This is a genomic window from Pseudomonas sp. S2_A02, from assembly GCF_054668495.1.
This window is the reverse complement of record NZ_CP162776.1, coordinates 509,687-528,372: the sequence shown is the minus strand read 5'-3', so window position 1 is coordinate 528,372 and position 18,686 is coordinate 509,687. Positions and strand designations below refer to the sequence as shown.

At 59.1% G+C, this 18,686-nt stretch carries 14 protein-coding genes; 10 read left to right on the top strand and 4 right to left on the bottom strand.

What is annotated here, in order from left to right:
* Nucleotides 1–87: 87 nt before the first annotated feature.
* The 4 genes from AB4O41_RS02200 (at nucleotide 88) to AB4O41_RS02185 (ending at nucleotide 7,520) form a co-directional block, all read left to right on the top strand.
* The gene (locus AB4O41_RS02200) at nucleotides 88–3,183 is read left to right on the top strand and encodes an autotransporter domain-containing protein (protein ID WP_460146005.1); all 3,096 of its coding nucleotides are present in this window, start codon (nucleotides 88–90) and stop codon (nucleotides 3,181–3,183) included.
* Nucleotides 3,184–3,206: 23 nt separating this feature from the next.
* Nucleotides 3,207–4,907 (top strand): polyurethane esterase, encoded by a 1,701-nt coding sequence (locus tag AB4O41_RS02195; RefSeq protein ID WP_460146004.1) that lies wholly within the window; start codon nucleotides 3,207–3,209, stop codon nucleotides 4,905–4,907.
* A gap of 99 nt (nucleotides 4,908–5,006) precedes the next feature.
* Nucleotides 5,007–6,860: a polyurethane esterase gene (locus tag AB4O41_RS02190; protein WP_460146003.1), complete on the top strand. Its 1,854-nt coding sequence runs from the start codon at nucleotides 5,007–5,009 to the stop codon at nucleotides 6,858–6,860.
* Between the two features lie 285 nt (nucleotides 6,861–7,145).
* The gene (locus AB4O41_RS02185) at nucleotides 7,146–7,520 is read left to right on the top strand and encodes a hypothetical protein (RefSeq protein WP_460148252.1); all 375 of its coding nucleotides are present in this window, start codon (nucleotides 7,146–7,148) and stop codon (nucleotides 7,518–7,520) included.
* Between the two features lie 205 nt (nucleotides 7,521–7,725).
* Here the strand turns inward: AB4O41_RS02185 and AB4O41_RS02180 are convergent, their stop codons facing one another.
* Nucleotides 7,726–7,950: a YgdI/YgdR family lipoprotein gene (locus tag AB4O41_RS02180; RefSeq protein ID WP_095053929.1), complete on the bottom strand. Its 225-nt coding sequence runs from the start codon at nucleotides 7,948–7,950 to the stop codon at nucleotides 7,726–7,728.
* 209 nt (nucleotides 7,951–8,159) lie between these two features.
* On the opposite strand from AB4O41_RS02180, the gene AB4O41_RS02175 reads away from it, so the two are divergent.
* The 3 genes from AB4O41_RS02175 (at nucleotide 8,160) to AB4O41_RS02165 (ending at nucleotide 14,177) form a co-directional block, all read left to right on the top strand.
* Entirely contained in the window at nucleotides 8,160–9,827 is a 1,668-nt protein-coding gene (locus AB4O41_RS02175; protein WP_460146002.1) for a VRR-NUC domain-containing protein, read from the top strand.
* On the top strand, nucleotides 9,824–12,100 hold the full coding sequence (locus AB4O41_RS02170) for an ATP-dependent DNA helicase (protein ID WP_460146001.1): 2,277 nt from the start codon (nucleotides 9,824–9,826) through the stop codon (nucleotides 12,098–12,100). The genes AB4O41_RS02175 and AB4O41_RS02170 overlap by 4 nt, the downstream gene beginning before the upstream one ends.
* A 154-nt stretch (nucleotides 12,101–12,254) precedes the next feature.
* Nucleotides 12,255–14,177, top strand: coding sequence for a hybrid sensor histidine kinase/response regulator (locus AB4O41_RS02165; protein ID WP_460146000.1), 1,923 nt, complete (start codon nucleotides 12,255–12,257; stop codon nucleotides 14,175–14,177).
* A gap of 152 nt (nucleotides 14,178–14,329) precedes the next feature.
* Here the strand turns inward: AB4O41_RS02165 and AB4O41_RS02160 are convergent, their stop codons facing one another.
* The 3 genes from AB4O41_RS02160 to AB4O41_RS02150 form a co-directional block, all read right to left on the bottom strand.
* On the bottom strand, nucleotides 14,330–14,806 hold the full coding sequence (locus AB4O41_RS02160) for a hemerythrin domain-containing protein (RefSeq protein ID WP_460145999.1): 477 nt from the start codon (nucleotides 14,804–14,806) through the stop codon (nucleotides 14,330–14,332).
* A gap of 211 nt (nucleotides 14,807–15,017) precedes the next feature.
* Nucleotides 15,018–16,364 (bottom strand): cation:proton antiporter, encoded by a 1,347-nt coding sequence (locus AB4O41_RS02155; RefSeq protein ID WP_460145998.1) that lies wholly within the window; start codon nucleotides 16,362–16,364, stop codon nucleotides 15,018–15,020.
* A 55-nt stretch (nucleotides 16,365–16,419) separates the two neighbouring features.
* Nucleotides 16,420–17,031: a Yip1 family protein gene (locus AB4O41_RS02150; RefSeq protein WP_460145997.1), complete on the bottom strand. Its 612-nt coding sequence runs from the start codon at nucleotides 17,029–17,031 to the stop codon at nucleotides 16,420–16,422.
* 168 nt (nucleotides 17,032–17,199) lie between these two features.
* On the opposite strand from AB4O41_RS02150, the gene AB4O41_RS02145 reads away from it, so the two are divergent.
* From AB4O41_RS02145 to AB4O41_RS02135, 3 genes are read left to right on the top strand one after another with little or no spacing between them, the layout of a single operon-like run.
* The gene (locus AB4O41_RS02145) at nucleotides 17,200–17,712 is read left to right on the top strand and encodes a CinA family protein (protein ID WP_460145996.1); all 513 of its coding nucleotides are present in this window, start codon (nucleotides 17,200–17,202) and stop codon (nucleotides 17,710–17,712) included.
* Nucleotides 17,709–18,227 (top strand): hypothetical protein, encoded by a 519-nt coding sequence (locus tag AB4O41_RS02140; protein ID WP_460145995.1) that lies wholly within the window; start codon nucleotides 17,709–17,711, stop codon nucleotides 18,225–18,227. Before AB4O41_RS02145 ends, AB4O41_RS02140 begins: the two co-directional genes overlap by 4 nt.
* A gap of 7 nt (nucleotides 18,228–18,234) precedes the next feature.
* Complete coding sequence (locus AB4O41_RS02135) at nucleotides 18,235–18,681, top strand: DUF421 domain-containing protein (RefSeq protein WP_460145994.1); 447 nt, start codon at nucleotides 18,235–18,237, stop codon at nucleotides 18,679–18,681.
* Nucleotides 18,682–18,686 lie beyond the last annotated feature (5 nt).

Sequence of the window (18,686 nt, the reverse complement as noted above, 5' to 3'; positions counted from 1 at the left end):
TCCCATAGGTTCCGCGCCTTGACCGGCAGGATTGGGCAGGCCTTAGGGCAAAAGGATTTTGGCAACATAACTAAGGATGGACGCTGGATGAGAGCTGAAAACAACAATTCGCCCGCTCGGTCGGGCAGCACGTTTACTAGTTTAAAAACCCTCAATCTTGCCTTGCTCTGCGCATTGGCCACCTTGGGCACCGCACACGCGGCGCCCTACGTGGAAAACGGCAGGACAGGCGATCCCGATAGCTGGCGCAGCACAGAGTTCAACGCTGACTGGGGCCTCGGGGCGATCAATGTTCAGGATGCCTACGCCGCCGGTTACACCGGCAAAGGCGTGAAACTGGGGATTTTCGATCAACCGGTTTACGCCTTGCACCCGGAGTTTTCCGGGGCCAATAAGGTGATCACGCTGGTCACCAGCGGCATCCGCGAATACACCGACCCGTACATTCCGGTCAAAGCCGGGGATGCCTTTCTCTATGACGGTTCGCCCTCGGTGGGCTCCAACGGCAAACTCGGTGCCCACGGCACTCACGTTGGCGGGATCGCTGCGGGCAGTCGCGATGGCGGCCCGATGCACGGCGTCGCGTTTGGCGCGCAGATCATCAGCGCCGACAACGGCGACCCGGGCCCTGAAGACGGGATCATTCGCGGCAACGATGGCGCGGTGTACAAGGCCGGTTGGGACGCGCTGATCGCCAGCGGCGCGCGGATCATCAACAACAGCTGGGGCATCGGTATCACCGACCGCTTCGACCTGGGTGGTCGGGACCCGGCGTACCCGCACTTCACCGTGCAGGACGCACAACTGCAGTTCAACGAGATCCAGACCTTGCTTGGGACCAAACCCGGCGGTGCCTACGACGGCGCCATCGCGGCGGCCCGCAGTGGCATCGTGACGATCTTCGCCGCCGGCAACGACTACAACCTCAACAACCCGGACGCCATCGCCGGCCTCGGTTACTTCGTCCCGGAGATCGCGCCGAACTGGATGACCGTCGCCGCGTTGCAGAGGAATCCGGATACCAGCAGCCCCGACCCTTACAACATCAGTACCTTCTCGTCGCGCTGCGGCTACACCGCGAGCTTCTGCGTGTCGGCACCGGGCAGCCGGATCTACAGTTCGATTATCAGCGGCACCAACGCCGATGACCTGACCACCGGCTACGCCAATTACAACGGCACCTCCATGGCGGCGCCACACGTTGCAGGCTCAGTGGCGGTGTTGATGGAACGCTTCCCGTACATGACGGGCGCGCAAGTCGCCAGTGTGCTGCGCACCACCGCCACCGACCTCGGCGCACCCGGCGTCGACTCGCTGTACGGCTGGGGCATGATCAACCTGCGCAAAGGCATCGATGGCCCGGCGATGTTCGTGACCGAGCAGGACATTCCCGAGGAATTCCGCATCGAAGGCGCCTACGGCTCCAGCCAGTTTGTCGCGGACTTGCCGGGTATCGGCGCGATCATCGATGCCGGCAAACCCACCGAGCGTGTGTGCAATGACGTGCACTGCGGGCTCGACGTGTGGCGCAACGACATTTCCGGCCATGGCGGCCTGACCAAGCAAGGCATCGGCACACTGGTGCTGACCGGCGCCAACACCTACGCCGGCCCGACCCTGGTCAATCAGGGCCGATTGGCGATCAATGGTTCGCTGCTGTCGGCCGTCACCGTCAATAACAGCGGGATCCTCGGCGGTAACGGCAGCATCGCGGCGCTGACCGCGAAAAGCGGCGGTACCGTGGCGCCCGGCAATTCCATCGGCACCTTGCAGGTGGCTGGCGACGTGACCTTCGAGCCTGGTTCGACCTACGCCGTAGAATTGTCGCCCACCAGCAGTGACCAGATCATCGCCGGTGGCAAGGCGATCATCGAAGGCGCAACCGTCAGCCTGTCCCTGGAAAACAGCCCGACTTTACTGACTACCAGCGAAGCGAAAACCCTGCTCGGCAATCAGTACAACATTCTGCAAGCGGCCGGTGGGATCGAAGGGCGCTTCGGTGCGGTGGTGCCGGACTACTTGTTCCTCGGTGGCACCCTCGACTACTCGGCTAGCGGCATTCAACTCGCCGTCGAGCGCAACGCGACGTCTTTCACCAGCGTTGGCCAAACCCCGAACCAACGCGCCGTGGCCGCTGCCGCCGAGCAGTTGGGCGCAGGCAATCCACTCTACGAAACCCTGCTGCTGTCGCCGACCGCCGCTGTCGCGCAACAAGCATTCCAGCAACTGTCAGGTGAGATTCATCCGGCAATCGGCACGCTGCTGATCAACGACAGCCGTTACCTGCGCGATGCGGTTGGCGAGCGTCTGCGTGAGCATGATTTGTTCGACGCCGGGGCACCCACTGATGACCGCAGCAACGCCTGGCTCAAAGTGCTCGGCGCCTGGGGCAAGAGCGATGGCGGGCATGACAACGCCAGTTCCAACAGCTCCATCGGTGGGCTGCTGGCCGGTGTCGATGGCTTGATCACTGAAGATACGCGACTGGGTTTCGTCACCGGTTATAGCGACAGCTCGTTGAGCATGGGCGATGGCACGCATTCGTCGGCCTCGGTCGACAGTTACCACTTGGGTGCCTACCTGGGCCATGAAATCGACGCGTTGCGCCTGAGCGTCGGTGGCGCTTACAGCTGGCATCGCATTGACGTCAAACGTGACCTGCAATTTAACGGCGTCAGCGGCAAGCAGAAGTCCAAACGCGATGCGACCTCCGCGCAACTGTTCACCGAAGCGGCGTATCGCCTGGACCTGCAACCGATCGCTCTGGAGCCATTCGCCAATCTGGCTTATGTGCACTTGAACACTGAAAGCTTCAGCGAAAAAGGTGATGCCGCCGCGCTCAAGGGTGGTGAGAACAACCGCGACGTGGTGCTTTCGACCCTTGGCCTGCGGGCGAGCAAAGCCATTGCGTTGTCCGACCAGCAACAGCTGGAACTGTCCGGCACGCTCGGCTGGCAGCACAACCTGAGCAACACCCGTTCCGAAGATCACCTGGCCTTCGTCAACGGCAACACCGCGTTCAGCGTGCAAAGCGTGTCCATGGACCGCGATGCCGCGGTGGTCGGTGTCCGTGCCGGATTGGCGCTGGGCCGCGATACCCGTTTGAACCTGGATTACAACGGGCTGCTCGGCTCCCGGGAAAAAGACCACGGCGTGGGTTTGACCCTGGACTGGCGGTTCTGATTTGACGCTAAGGAAGCAAGAACATGGGACTGTTTGATTACAAAAATGCCGGCAGTGAGGCCGGCAAGGCGTTGTACTCCGACGCGATCGCGCTGACGCTCTACGCGTACACGCCGACCGGCCAGCCATTGCCGGCGACCGCTTGGGCGCCGATTGGCGCGGGGGCGTTGGGCTATCAGGGCAAGGTCGGGGCCCAAGGCACCTTCTATGGCGAGCAGGACGGCTTCACCAGCGCCGAAGCCGAAGTGCTCGGTAAATACGACGGGGCAGGGAAGTTGATCGGCATCGGTATCGCCTTCCGTGGCACCGGTGGCCTGGGCTACAGCGACACTTTCGGCGACATGAAAAACAATCTGCTGGCCGCCGTCGGCCCGGTGGATTACGCGACGAACTACGCGAAAAACGCCTTCGATACTTTGCTCAAAAGCGTCGCCGCGTTTGCCGGCGCCCACGGCCTGAGTGCCAAGGACGTGCTGGTCAGCGGGCATAGCCTCGGCGGGTTGGGGGTCAACAGCCTGGCGGAGTTGAGCGGAAACAATTGGGGCGGTTTCTTCAAAGACGCCAACTACATTGCCTTCGCCTCGCCGACCCAAAGCGCCACCGGCAACAACGTGCTGAACATCGGCTATGAGAATGACCCGGTGTTTCGAGTGCTCGACGGCACCACCTTCAGCAGTGGCTCGCTTGGCAAGCACGACGGTCATCAGGATTCGGCGACCAACAACATCGTCAACTTCAATGACCAATACGCCTCCACCGCGCAGAACCTGGTGCCGTTCAGCATCCTCAATCCGCTGAACTGGTCGGCCCACGGTTCGTTGGGCTATGCCGATGGCTTGAACCGGGTGATCGACTCGCGCTTCTACGACCTCACCGACAAGGACTCGACGCTGATCGTGTCCAACCTGTCGGAGTCGTCCCGAGGCAGCACCTGGGTCGAAGACTTGGGCCGCAGCGGCGAGCCCCACACCGGCAGCACGTTCATTATCGGCACCGACAGCAATGACTTGCTCAAGGGCGGCGCGGGCAATGACTTCATCGAAGGCCGTGACGGTAACGACCGGTTCCGCGATGACGGTGGCTACAACCTGCTGCTGGGCGGCAAGGGCAGCAACACCTTCGAGCTGCAGAAACCGTTGCAGAACTTCAGCTTTGCCAACGATGGCGACGGCACGCTGTACGTGCGCGATGCCTACGGCGGCATCAGCATGACCCGCGACATCGGCGCGCTGGTGAGCAAGGAGTCGGGTTCGTGGTGGGGCAGCAAGGACATCACCTACAACGTCACCGCCAATGGCTTGCTCAATGGCAGCGAACTGACGCACTACAACCATTCGCTCAACGGCGATGCCTACGGCAACACGCTGGTGGCCAGTGTCGACGGTGACTGGCTGTTCGGCAATGCCGGCGACGACCTGCTGCGCAGCGACAAAAGCCACGTGACCTTCGTCGGTGGCGCGGGCAATGACGTGATGCATGCCTCGGGAGGCGGCAACAACACATTCCTGTTCAGCGGCGCCTTCGGCTTCGACGCGATCAATGGCTACCAAGGCAGCGACAAACTGGTGTTCATGGGCGTCCAGGGCGCGGGGCAGGGCTATGACTACACGCAACACGCGTCACAGGCCGGCAACGACACTGTGCTCAAGATTGGCGATTACGCCGTAACGCTGGTGGGCGTGGGTCTGGATAATCTCTCGGCTTCGGGAATTACGTTTGCGTAAAAGCTGCATGCACTAGAGGCTCCGGGGCGTCTCGTGATTGAGGCGTCCTGGTTGTGAGCTATCTCTGACAATTCCAACAAAGAGAGAGAGGCAATACCAATGGGTGTGTATGACTACAAAAACTTCGGCACAGCAGACTCCAAGGCGTTGTTCAGCGACGCCATGGCGATCACGCTGTATACCTATCACAACCTCGACAATGGTTTCGCCACCGGTTACCAGCAAAACGGCTTCGGCCTGGGCTTGCCGGCAACCCTGGTTACCGCACTGATTGGCGGCACCGATTCCCAAGGCGTTATCCCCGGCATTCCCTGGAACCCCGATTCGGAGAAGGCCGCACTCGACGCCGTGCAAAAAGCCGGCTGGACGCCAATCACCGCTGCGCAACTGGGCTATGACGGCAAGACCGACGCTCGCGGAACCTTCTTTGGCGAGAAGGCCGGTTACACCAGCGCTCAAGTGGAGATCCTCGGCAAGTACGACGCCCAGGGTCATCTCACCGAAATCGGCATCGCTTTTCGCGGCACCAGCGGCCCGCGAGAAATCCAGATCGGCGACTCCATCGGTGATGTGATCAACGACTTGCTGGCGGCCTTGGGTCCTAAGGATTATGCGAAAAATTATGTGGGCGAAGCCTTCGGCAATTTGCTCGGTGACGTTGCAGCGTTTGCCCAGGCCAATGGGTTGTCGGGCAAGGATGTGCTGGTCAGCGGCCACAGCCTCGGCGGGTTAGCGGTCAATAGCCTGGCGGACTTGAGCAGCGAAAAATGGTCCGGGTTCTACCAGGATTCCAACTACATTGCCTACGCCTCGCCGACCCAAAGCAGCAGCGACAAAGTGCTGAACATCGGTTATGAAAACGATCCGGTGTTCCGCGCCCTCGATGGCTCGTCGTTCAACCTGTCCTCGGTGGGCGTGCATGATGCCGCCAAGGATTCGACGACCGATAACATCGTCAGCTTCAATGACCACTACGCCTCGACGGCATGGAATGTGCTGCCGTATTCCATCCTCAACATTCCCACCTGGATCTCGCACTTGCCCACCGGTTACGGCGACGGCATGACCCGGGTGCTGGAGTCGCAGTTCTACGACCTGACCAGCAAAGATTCGACCATCATCGTCGCCAACCTCTCGGACCCGGCGCGCAGCAACACGTGGGTCCAGGATTTGAACCGCAACGCCGAAACCCACAAAGGCAGCACCTTCATCATCGGCAGCGACGGCAATGACCTGATCCAGGGCGGCAAGGGCAACGACTACCTGGAAGGCCGCGACGGTAACGACACCTTCCGCGATGGCGGCGGCTACAACATCCTGTTGGGCGGCAAGGGCAGCAATGCGCTGGACCTGCAGCAGTCGGTGAAGAACTTCGTCTTCGCCAATGACGGTGCCGGCAACCTGTACGTGCGCGACGCCAATGGCGGCATCAGCATCACCCGCGACATCGGCAGCATCGTCACCAAGGAGCCGGGTTTTCTCTGGGGGGTGTTCAAGGATGACGTGACCCACAGCGTCACCGCCAATGGCCTCGCAACCGGCAGCAACCTGACCCAGTACGCCTCAAGCGTGAAGGGCACGACCGGCGCCGACACCCTAAACGCGCACGCAACCGGCGACTGGATGTTTGGCTTCGATGGTAACGACCATTTGCTCGGCAGCACCGGCAACGACGTGTTTGTCGGCGGGGCGGGGAATGACCTGATGGAGTCGGGCGGCGGAGTCGATACGTTCTTGTTCAGCGGCGCGTTTGGCCAGGACCGGGTGGTGGGCTATCAGGCCAGCGACAAACTGGTGTTCCTCGGGGTTCAGGGTGTTGCGCCGAACGATGATTATCGGGCCCATGCCACAGCGGTGGGGCAGGATACGCTGCTCACATTTGGCACAGATTCGGTGACCCTGGTGGGTGTCGGGCTGGACAGTTTGTCCGGTAGCGGGATTGTGATCGCCTGAGGGTGATGCGGCGCCGGTAAGGCCCTCTTCGCGAGCAAGCCCGCTCCCACATTCGATCTTCAGTGAACACCCAATATGGGGACGCCTGCGATCAAAATGTGGGAGCGGGCTTGCTCGCGAAGAACGATAACGCGGTAATCCTGCCTACCTACGTGACTCACCGTTCACTCCCGGACTCCAATACCTGCACCAACAGGAACTGGCACTAAACCATCAGCCCATCCACGCGTTATCCTTATGACGCCGGTGCTGCATGCCGCCATTGAGTACAGGAGATTTTGCAACGTGAGTAACAGCAAGAGGTACACCTTCGGTTTGGCGCTGGCCTTGTTATCGGCAACCGCCGCCGCAGAACTGCCTCAAAGCTCGATTCTGACCCGTTACGGGGTCACCTCCGATCAACTGCCGAAACCGGCTGCGATCGAAACCAACAAACCCGCCAAACCCATCGAAGAAAAAACTCGCTTTCAAATCCTGCCGGAACAGCCCTGGGTGACAGTGCGCCTGGGTGACGGCAAACAACCGGAGAAGACCGGCAATATCAGCATCGATCGTTCGATGCAGCAGGAACTGGAGCGCTGCCAGCGGATGCAGGAACGACTGATCCGGCGTGGGGGGCAACATATCTCCTGCGATAACAGCATTCCCGGAACTCACTGAGCATCGACGGAGGTCTTTGAGAACAATGCTGTTCACTTAAGAGCGTCTTGAGTCAGAGAAACCTGTGGCGAGGGAGCGTGCTCCCGCTTGACCGGGCTGGCGCTCCACTGCGTAGCACTCACAAAAATCGGCAATGGTTGTCAGATTTTTGGGGCTGCTACGCAACCCAACGCGAGCAAGCTCGCTCGCCACAAAGAGCGCGAGATCAGTCCTCCTTGCGAACCGTGGCCACGTCATCGGCCCGGACTTTCACCTTCGCCCCGGAAATATCTTCAAACTCGAAGAAGCCATCCTTGGTCTTGGTGTTCGGCATGTCCTTGGTCAAATACTGGGTGCCGTTCTGCAGGGTCACGACCGTTGGCGTCGAGCAACCGGCCAGGGCCAGAAAGGCCGCTACCACCAAGGGCAAACCCAGAGTCTTGATATTCATACACACCTCTCATCACTCAATAAAAACAGCGCGAACGCCTCGCCTTGAGGTCAATCGTCGCTGTGCCTCTAACGCGGTTGGTGCGATGGAATGGCAGAAAGTTCGATGGTCACCCGAAAAATGCCGGATAGCGTCGCCACTTATCCTTTTCCGTTTGCACCGGGTGGGGCATAGCTGGTATCTGTACGCATAACCAGTACTCGTTTGCCATGGCCCTTTTGCTCGTGATTGTAAATCCTCTCGATGATCCGTTCTATTACTTGAATAACTTCATGCAAGTGCTTGATTGGCTTGAACATCGTTATGCCGATGTATTGAGCGTCGAGGAGCAGGATTTCATCCGCGACTTCAATCGACTGCCCCGCGAGTCCCAAGCCTTGCTGGTCAGACTGGTGATGCGCAAGGGCGTGCATTTCAGGGCCGGCAAATTGAGTTACGCCGAGATCGGCGACATCGACAACGCTGCGACGCCATTGCTGGCATCGGGCTGGATCGATGAGCAGTCACCGTTGCACATCGAGGATTTGTTCGAGGTGTTGCTCAAGGCGGAGATTCTTCAATGCTTTGGCAGCGCCATTGATCAGCCCAAGGGCAAAAAGACCGATTGGCTGCCGGCCCTGAGCGAGCAGTTTCCCAAAGCACAAAGTTTTGCCCAATGGTGTCCGGTACTGAATGACCGATTGTTCAGTCTGACCGTCATGGGCCTTTGCGACCGGCTGCGGCTGATGTTCTTCGGTAATCTTTACCAGGACTGGTCGGAGTTCGTGCTGGCCGACCTGGGCATCTTCACCTATGAAAAAGTCGAGTTCTGCGCCGAGTCCCGAGGCTTGCGCAGTCGCGAGGACGTCGATGCCTGTCTGTTTCTATACAGCTGTCAGCAGCGTTTCGAGGCCGGTGAAGACGTGGCGACGATTGTCGAGCAGATCAACGGGCTGCAGCTCGACAATCCCTGGCTGCAAAAACGTCGGGGCAAGCTGCTGTTCCAGATCGGTCAGCATTGCGAGCGCATCGCGGATTTTTCCACCGCCCTGAGCCTTTACCGCGAATGCGCCTACCCCGGCGCGCGTCTACGGTTGATTCGGGTGTTGGAACGTTGTGCTGAGTATCAACTGGCGATGGACCTGGCCTCTCACGCCGAGCAAGCCCCTGAAAGCGCCGCCGAGCATCAGCATCTATCGCGTGTGCTGCCCAGACTGCGGCGCAAATTGGGTGGGCCGCCGATCAAACGCCCAACTCCGCGGGCCATGCAACGCCTGGACCTGCAACTGCCCAGACACGATCCGGCGTTATCGGTGGAGTCTTACGTTCAAGCACATCTGGCGGAGGAGTCGGCGCCGGTGCATTACGTCGAGAACAGCCTGATCAACTCGCTGTTCGGGCTGCTGTGCTGGCCGGCGATCTTCGCGCCGTTACCGGGGGCGTTTTTTCACCCGTTCCAGCGCGGGCCGGTGGACCTGCTCAACGAAGACTTTCATGCGCGGCGTGCGGATCTGTTTCAGGCCTGCCTCGCTGAACTCGATGACGGGCGTTATGTGCACACTGTCCGCGAGCGTTACAGCGCCAAGTGGGGCGTGCAGTCACCGTTCGTATTCTGGGGTGTGCTGAGTGAGGAGCTGCTGGAGCAGGCGCTCGATTGTCTGCCCGCCGAACACCTCAAGCACTGGTTCAATCGACTGTTGCTCGACATCAAGGCTAACCGCGCCGGCATGCCGGACCTGATCCAGTTCTGGCCGCAAGACAAAACCTACCGGATGATCGAAGTCAAAGGCCCCGGCGATCGGTTGCAAGACAATCAATTGCGCTGGCTGGAATTCTGTCACGAACACCAGATGCCGATCGCGGTCTGCTACGTGCAATGGGCGGAGCAGGGCGCGTGAGCTACAGCATTGCGGTGCGCGCGCTGTGTGAATTCACCGCCAAGGTCGGCGACCTCGACCTGCGCTTTACCCCGTCTCCGACCGCGCTGGAAGGCATCGTCGGGCATCGCACCGTGGCGTCACGACGCAGCGAGGGGTACCAGAGTGAGGTCGCGCTCGAGGGCCAGTATCGAAGCTTGACGGTGAAGGGCCGGGCGGATGGCTACGATCCGGCGCAAAACTGCCTCGAAGAAGTCAAAACCTACCGTGGCGACCTGAGCAAGCAACCGGCCAACCATCGGCAACTGCATTGGGCGCAGGCGAAGATCTATGGCGGGTTGATGTGCCAGAAACTGCAGTTGGAGCAGATTAATCTGGCGCTGGTGTACTTCGACATCGTCAGCGAGAAGGAAACCTGTCTGGTCGAGGCCTTCAGCGCCGCCGAATTGCAGTTGTTCTTCGAGCACCATTGCGGGTTGTTCCTGCACTGGGCCGAGCAGGAAATGGCCCATCGCGAAGGGCGCAATCAGGCAGCGCAACGGTTGGCATTTCCCCATGCCGATTTTCGTCCCGGGCAACGGCATCTGGCCGAGTCGGTGTTCAAGGCTGTCAGCACCGGTCGCTGCCTGATGGCCCAGGCGCCGACCGGTATTGGCAAGACGGTAGGCACGCTGTTCCCGTTGCTCAAGGCCCTGGCGCCGCAACAACTGGACAAGGTGTTTTTCCTCACGGCGAAAACTCCCGGGCGCAAGTTGGCGCTGGACGCCGCTCAGGTCATCCTCGACAGCGCCGATGCTCCGCCATTGCGAGTCCTCGAGATGATCGCCCGGGACAAGGCTTGCGAGCACCCGGACAAGGCCTGTCATGGCGAGTCGTGCCCGTTGGCCCAGGGTTTTTATGATCGTTTGCCGGCCGCGCGTCAGGCCGCCAGCCAATTGAGCCTGCTGAACCAGAGCGCCTTGCGCGAGGTTGCCCTGCAGCATGACATTTGCCCCTACTACCTGAGCCAGGAAATGGCCCGCTGGGCGGACGTGGTGGTCGCCGACTACAACTATTATTTCGACTTCAGTGCGCTGCTGTTCGGGCTGGCCCAGGCCAACAACTGGAGAGTGGCGGTGCTGGTGGACGAGGCTCACAACCTTGTAGAACGTGGCCGGCAGATGTACAGCGCCAGCCTCGATCAGGCGACGTTGAACAGCGTGCGTAAAACCGCGCCTGAACCACTGAAGAGATCCTTGCAACGGGTCAATCGTGAATGGAACGCCTTGCATGATCAGCAACTGAGCCCCTATCAAGCCTACGACAAAGCCCCGGAAAAACTGCTTCAGGCGCTGTCGTTGTGCTGCGCGAGCATCGGCGACTACCTGAATGATCACCCTCAGGGCCTGGACAGCGGGTTGCAGAATTTTTACTTCGACATGCTGCAATTCGGCCGCGTGGCTGAACTGTTCGATGAGCATTTCCTGTTCGACATCAGCAAACGTGACCTCGAGCGCAAGCGCAACCTGTCGCAACTGTGCCTGCGCAATGTTGTGCCCGCCGCTTTCATTCGCCCGCGCCTGACTGCTGCGCGTAGCGCCGTGCTGTTTTCCGCCACCCTGAGCCCTCGGGGTTACTACGCCGATTTGCTGGGAACACCGGCGAATACAGTCTGGATTGATGTGGAGTCGCCGTTCAGCGCCGAACAATTGCAAGTGCACATCGTCAGCCAGATTTCGACCCGCTATGTCCATCGTCAGGCGTCCCTCGAGCCCATCGTCGAGCTGATCGCCAAACAGTTCACCCAGCGTCCCGGTAACTACCTGGCGTTCTTCAGCAGCTTCGATTATTTGCAGCAAGTGGCCCAGTTGCTGGCCGAGCGGCATCCGCACATCACGCTGTGGTCGCAGTCCCGGGGAATGGGGGAAGGGCCGCGTCAGGCGTTTCTCGATCAATTCACCGTCCATAGTCAGGGCGTAGGGTTTGCGGTGCTGGGTGGCGCATTCGGCGAAGGCATCGATTTACCCGGCGCGCGGTTGATTGGTGCATTCATTGCCACCCTGGGGCTGGCGCAACTGAATCCGGTCAACGAACAGATGAAACAGCGCATGGCTGCAATTTTCGGTGCCGGGTATGACTACACGTATCTGTTTCCAGGTGTGCAAAAAGTGGTACAGGCGGCGGGGCGGGTAATCCGCACTCAGCAGGATCAAGGGGTGGTGATGCTGATCGATGACCGGTTTGGCGAGAGCAAGGTCAAGCAATTATTGCCACGTTGGTGGTCGGTCGAGACTGCCCTTGAGGGCGCGCGGTGACCTACCGGAAAACCATTCATCGAGCGTTTGGGGTATCTGGGATAAAGGTCGGTGGCGAACGTCCCTCGGCGTCAGGCCGAAGTATCGTTTTCTGAACTGTCTTATCCCCTGGTTTGTCGCATACTCCAGAGAAACAATGGATGGGTGGGATGTCATGAGCGATGACGGGACCAAGACCAATGCCATCGAGGAGAAGCGCTTTCGCCTGCTGATCGATGCGGTGGTCGACTACGCGATCTACATGATCGACCCCGATGGCATCATTACCAGTTGGAATTCCGGTGCCAAACGTTTCAAGGGGTATGAAGAGACGGAGATTCTCGGTCAGCACTTCTCGCGTTTCTATACCGAGGAGGATCGCAAAACAGGTTTGCCTCAGCGCGCCCTTGATACCGCCATTCGCGATGGCCGTTTCGAGGGCGAAGGCTGGCGGGTTCGCAAGGACGGCACGCATTTCTGGTCCCACGTCATCATCGACCCTATTCTCGATCCGTCGGGCAGATTGCTGGGTTTTGCCAAGATCACCCGGGATCTGACCGATCGAAAAATGGCCGAAGAAACCCTCAAACAAAGTGAGCAGCAGTTTCGGCTATTGGTGCAAAGCGTCACCGACTACGCCATCTACATGCTCGCCCCGGATGGACGTGTGACCAACTGGAACCTGGGGGCTCAGCGAATCAAGGGATATCGGCCCGAAGAAGTTATCGGCCAGCATTTTTCGATGTTTTACACCCCTGAAGACCGCGAAGCCGGCGAACCGCAACGGGCACTGGAAATCGCTACGCGCGAGGGGCGATTCGAAAACAAGGCCTGGCGCGTGCGCAAGGACGGCACGCGTTTTTTTGCGCATGTCGTGATCGACCCGATTCGGGGCGATACCGGTACGCTACTGGGATTTGCCAAGATCACTCGGGACATTACCGAGGTGACACAAGCCCAGCGAACGCTTGAAAAAACCCGCGAAGCGTTGTTTCAGGCGCAGAAAATGCAGGCCATCGGTCAACTCAGCGGTGGGATTGCCCACGACTTCAATAATCTGTTGACCGTTATCCTTGGCAATCTGGAAGTCGTTCGCAAACGTGCGGCAGACGACCCAAGAATTACCCGTTTGCTCGACAACGCCACTCAAGGCGCCTTGCGTGGTGTTTCCCTGACCCAGCGCATGCTGGCGTTTGCCAGGCGTCAGGAGCTCAAGACTGAATCCGTCGAAATCCCGACGCTGATACAGGGAATTACCGGGCTATTGCGCAGCGCTCTGGGGCCTGCGGTGAGCATAGAAACGCGCTTTACGCCTGGACTTGAACCGGTTATGGCCGACGTCAATCAGCTCGAACTGGCGGTACTGAACCTGGCGACCAACGCCCGCGATGCAATGCCCGATGGTGGGAAGCTTGTCATCAGTGCCCAGACAGAAGAGGTCTGCGATGGGTCGAAATTATCTCTGGTGCCAGGTCGCTATGTCTGCCTGAGTGTCATGGACATAGGGGAGGGTATGGATGACGCTACTTTGGCGTTGGCAATGGACCCGTTCTTCACCACCAAAGGCGTCGGAAAAGGCACAGGCCTGGGGTTGTCGATGGTTCACGGGTTTACTGAACAACTGGGTGGACGCTTCATCCTCAAAAGCCAGAAGACTGTCGGCACCACTGCCGAACTCTGGTTACCCGTTGCGCTAGCCGACTCGACCACCGAACCCGCTATTGAGGAGGCCACCATGTCGCGGGTGCCTCGTCTATGTGTGTTGGTCGTGGATGATGACAGTCTGGTGTTGACCAGTACCAGCCTGTTGCTTGAGGACCTGGGCCATCGGGTGATCAGTGCAGCGTCCGGTGTACAGGCATTGGAGCTGTTCGACAGCGAGCACGATTTTGACCTGGTCATTACGGACATGGTCATGCCCAAGATGAGCGGCGCGCAACTGGCGCAGGCTATTCGGGTGATAAGACCACACCTGCCGATCATCCTCGCCACCGGTTATGCGGAGCGCCTGGAAGGCTTCGCGGCCAGACTTCCACGCCTGTCCAAGCCTTTTACCCAACTTAATCTGGTGGAAGTCATTGCCCTGGCGATGAAGTGAGTCAGTTAATGCCTGTCAGTTAAGACGCATAACCTGTAGGAGCGAGGCTTGCCCGCGAAGAACGATGACGCGTAATACCTGAAAAACCGCGGCGCATTCTTCGCGGGCAAGCCTCGCTCCTACAGGATTTTCATCGTCTTAACTTACCGCTATCAAGCCGCGAGATTGGGTGCACCCAGCTCTTTTTTGTATCGGGCTTTCAGACTTTCCATTTCCGCACCCAATTCGTCGAGCGTCGTTTTGCCCAGCAGTTTTTTGGCCTGAGGAAACATTTCCTTTTCCTCTTCTTCAATGTGATGTTCCAGCAACTCCTTGACCACTTTCACTCGACCGGCAAATTCGAGAGTAGAAGGATCAGTGGTTTTCAGATCGGGCAGCACCAGCGTATCGACGGTGCGATGTTCTTCCTTGGCTTCGTAATACATCACATCCTGCTCTTTACCCCCGGCTTTTTTATAAGCCGGATACAAGACTTCCTCTTCCAGACGGGTATGGATCTTGATTTCCATGTCCAGTTTAGCCAGCAACTCGGTACGTTTTTTAACCCCACGCTCGGTGGACTCGCTCAACTGGGCCAGGATGCCTTTTACGCGTTCATGGTCGGTTTTCAACAGGTCAATGGCGTTCATGGTCAAACCTCTTGTTTATCACGGGGTCAAGCGCAAACGGTCTTCCTGCCGCTGTCGCTCACACTGCTGGAGCATTTCTCGTGCCTGTTTCAAGGCTTACCAAAAAACCATAAAAAACAGTGGGATGTGATCGAATAGAAACGACGTTTGTCGTGCAACCTGCATGAATATATGTTGCTGTTCAATGCAGGTTGACCGACGGAGGAAACCGTCAGGCGTCCTGCTGATTTCGCCGCTCATACCGGGCCAGCATCGGTTGAGTACTGATGCCATGCGCCAGAATGCTCAGCGCCACCACCGACAACGTCAGGTCGGTGCACAGCGTCGCCGCCGCCGGACCGAGGTCATGGTTCAAGGCGTAGAACAGGTAATAAAAGCTCCCGATCCCGCGAATCCCGAACCAGCCGATCAACAGCCGCTGGCGGCTGTCCAGCAAACGCCCCCATGGCATAAGCCATACGCACAAGGGCCGAATGGCACAGAACAACACCAGCGCAACCACCAACGCTCGCCAATCCCAATGGCCCACCAGCACCACGCCCAGCAGGGTGACCAGAAACACTTCCATGGCGCGTTCCACCAAGCTGCCGAATGCCAGCATGTCGCCCATCATGATGCCCGCCGCGACTTGGGTTTCCGGCAGATTCGCCACGTCGCCGTGGACGGCGGCCTCAGGTTCAACGTTCTGGTGGCCGACCACCGGTTGCACCAGATGCTCGGCGGGCATCTGCGCGTCGCCTGTGGATTTGACTTCGGCCTGCCGCAACCCGAGGCCGGCGGCGAACACGGACAGAAAGCCATAGGCATGTATCTCCTCGGCGGCGACATAAGCGAGGGCGATCAGGGCCAGGGTCAGATAATCGTTGGGAGAAATAGTGCTGTCGGCATTGCGGATGCGCATCGACAAGGTCAAGCGACCGATGCCGTGGCCCATCCAGTAACCGGTGAACAATCCGGCAGGCACGGCCCACAGCACACTTTTCAGTGCCCACTCACCGAGCCTGGCCTCGCTATTGCCGCCCTGTTGCACGAACAGCAAGCCGAGGATCACGAAAGGGAAGGCGATGCCGTCGTTGAGGCCCGCCTCACCGGAGAGCCCGAAACGCACCGAATCATAATCCCTGGCGTCGTTGACTTGCACCAGCGAGGCCAATACCGGATCGGTGGGGGCCAGAATCGCCCCGATCAGCAGCGACGGCCCCCAGGCCAGGGCAAAACCGTAATGCAGTAGCAGGCAGACGCCAATGATGGTCAGGATCATCACCGGTCCTGCAAGGCCGAACGCTACCCGCCATTGGCGATCCTTGAATGGCAGGCGCAATTTGAGTCCGCAGACAAACAGCGAAAAGAGCACCGCGACTTCCGTCAGATGCTCCATCCAGATCGCTGCGTCCTTGAGGTTCAGCTTCAACAGGCCCAGCCCCGCCGGACCGATTGCCACACCCAGCGCCAGGCACACAGCGGAGGTGGTCACCGGCATCCAGCGCAGATAGGACGAGGTCAGTGCCAGGATCAGCAGCACCGCCCCCAACACCGCCACCCATACAATGAAGCTCATGCCCGGTTCTCGGAGGTGTGCCGTAGACCGTCGAAGGATCGCTGACCCAGGACAGTCAAATGCCGGTCACGCGTAAGTACTCAGGTCGCAGATAGTTGGACCAGAGCAAAATCATTTCCACCAGGATAGTCACCAGCACCAACAGCCCGACACCCCATAGGCTCGCCGCATTCAGTAGGCCTTGTTCCCTGCGCTCGTGCATGAAAATCGGCAAGCCGACGAACAGCAGGAACGTCGAATAGAGAGAGGCCGCCCCCAGCACCGTGATCGCCAGCCAGCGGCTGGGGTAGAGTCCGGCGATACCCGCGAGAAAAAACGGGGTCACGGTATAGGCGGCAAAACCGATGCACTGATTGACGGTGGGGCGTGAGTCGAAGGTGCGCGACATCCAGCGAATGAACAGCCCCATCAGTACCACGCCGACAATGATGGTCAGGTACAACAGCCCGCAGAGTTGCAGGGCGCTGGTGGTGGTGAGTCTGACCGTTTCTTTCTCGACCAGGCTCCAGCCGACGTAGGTGGTCCCGATGAACAGACATACGGCGGGAATCAGGGCGAGCAACAACAAATGAGCGAGGTAATGGCGCGGATGCGCTTCCTCTTCCTTACGAATATCTGTCCAGACGAAATTGGGCTGAGTGAACAGCCTTACGAAAGGTGCGGACATGACGACCTCCAGATAGCGAGCGGCCCAGCATAGGGGCCCCTAAAAGTATTGAGGTGCATCCATCGCCGGGGGTTCATTTTTTATCGGGGGCATAGGCGGTCTGCCCGAGGGAATGTTTGCAAGCGTCGAAGGTCAACCGAGCAGTTGCTCTTGCCTGGATGCCTTGCCATGAACGTCAGCCAAACCGTCGTCGAATATTTGCGGCAACACGACTTGCGACTGACGACTGCCGAGTCCTGTACCGCCGGAAAGATCGTGACCTTGCTGGCCGAAGTGCCGGGCAGCGGGGACCTGATCGAGAGCGGCTACGTGGTTTATTCCCCCGAAGCAAAGCAACGGTTGCTCAACGTCAGCCCCCATACGATCCAAACCTTCAACCTGACCAGTTGCGAAGTGGCTCGCGAAATGGCTTTGGGAGCCTTGCTCGACAGCCCCGCCAACGTCGCGGTAGCCACCACCGGCATTCTGGGGCCGGAGGATGTCGACGGGATTCCGGCTGGCACCGTTTGTTTCGCCTGGGCGTACCAGACTGAGCAAGGCAAGCGTGTATTCACTCACCAGCACCGGTTTTTCGGGTCCCGCAGCAAGGTCCAGTTATTGGCTGCAGAACATGCCTTGAAGCGGGTGTCATATTTTCATCAACGTGCACTGACCGGTGAACAAGATCAGGTAAATCAATGAACGACGAATCCCGCCGCACCGAATACCACAGCCGCGATTTTCCGGTGCGCGAAGATATGGCGTATCAGGTCAGGATCTGGCGATTCGAGCGCTGGGGCTGGTACGTGATGGTGCTGCTGGTGGTGCTGGCCTTGCTCGGCTTGTTTTCACATGGCCCGCTCAGTTCCCGGGAGGTTCACGGCAGCGATGGCAAGGTACGGGTGGAATACGAGATGTTCCATCGTCATGGCTCGACCAACCCGATGAAGGTCAGTGTAATCGGCCACCCGGATGCCACGGTTGAGCTGGAACTGAGCGGAAAACTGTTGGAGGGCTTCGAAGTCGTAACCCTGCGACCGGAACCTGTGCGTGCACTCAGTGGCGAGCAGGGCATGAAACTGTGGGTGCAAACTGACGCGCAAGGTCAGGCCAGTCTTTACCTGACCTTGCGCGGCGAGGGGGTGGGCCTGTTTCGCAGCCATATCGCCTCGCCCGGTGCAGCCTCGGTCAAAGTGGATCAATTCATTTTCCCTTAGGTGACTTATGGATTCGGTATTGCGCGCGGCCGTGATGTACCTGGCGTTGATGGTGCTGTTCAAGGTTGCCGGTCGGCGCTCGCTGGCCGAATTGACGACGTTTGATTTCGTGCTGCTGATGATCATCGGCGAGGCAACGCAACAAGCATTGTTGGGCAATGACTTTTCCCTGACCAATTCGATGCTGGTGATCATTACGCTGATTACCATTGATGTCGGGCTTTCACTGCTCAAACAACGTTCGCAATGGGTGCAGCGGCTGATCGATGGCGGGCCGACGATCATTGTCGAAAACGGCAAGATCCTGCACAAGCGTCTGCGTCATGCGCGCCTGGTGGAAGCGGATGTCATGGAGGCTGCGCGCTCGAGCCAGGGCATTGAAACCCTTGAGCAGATCAAATTCGCCATCATCGAGCGCAACGGCAAGATATCGGTGATTGCTCAAGAGCCCTGATTTCT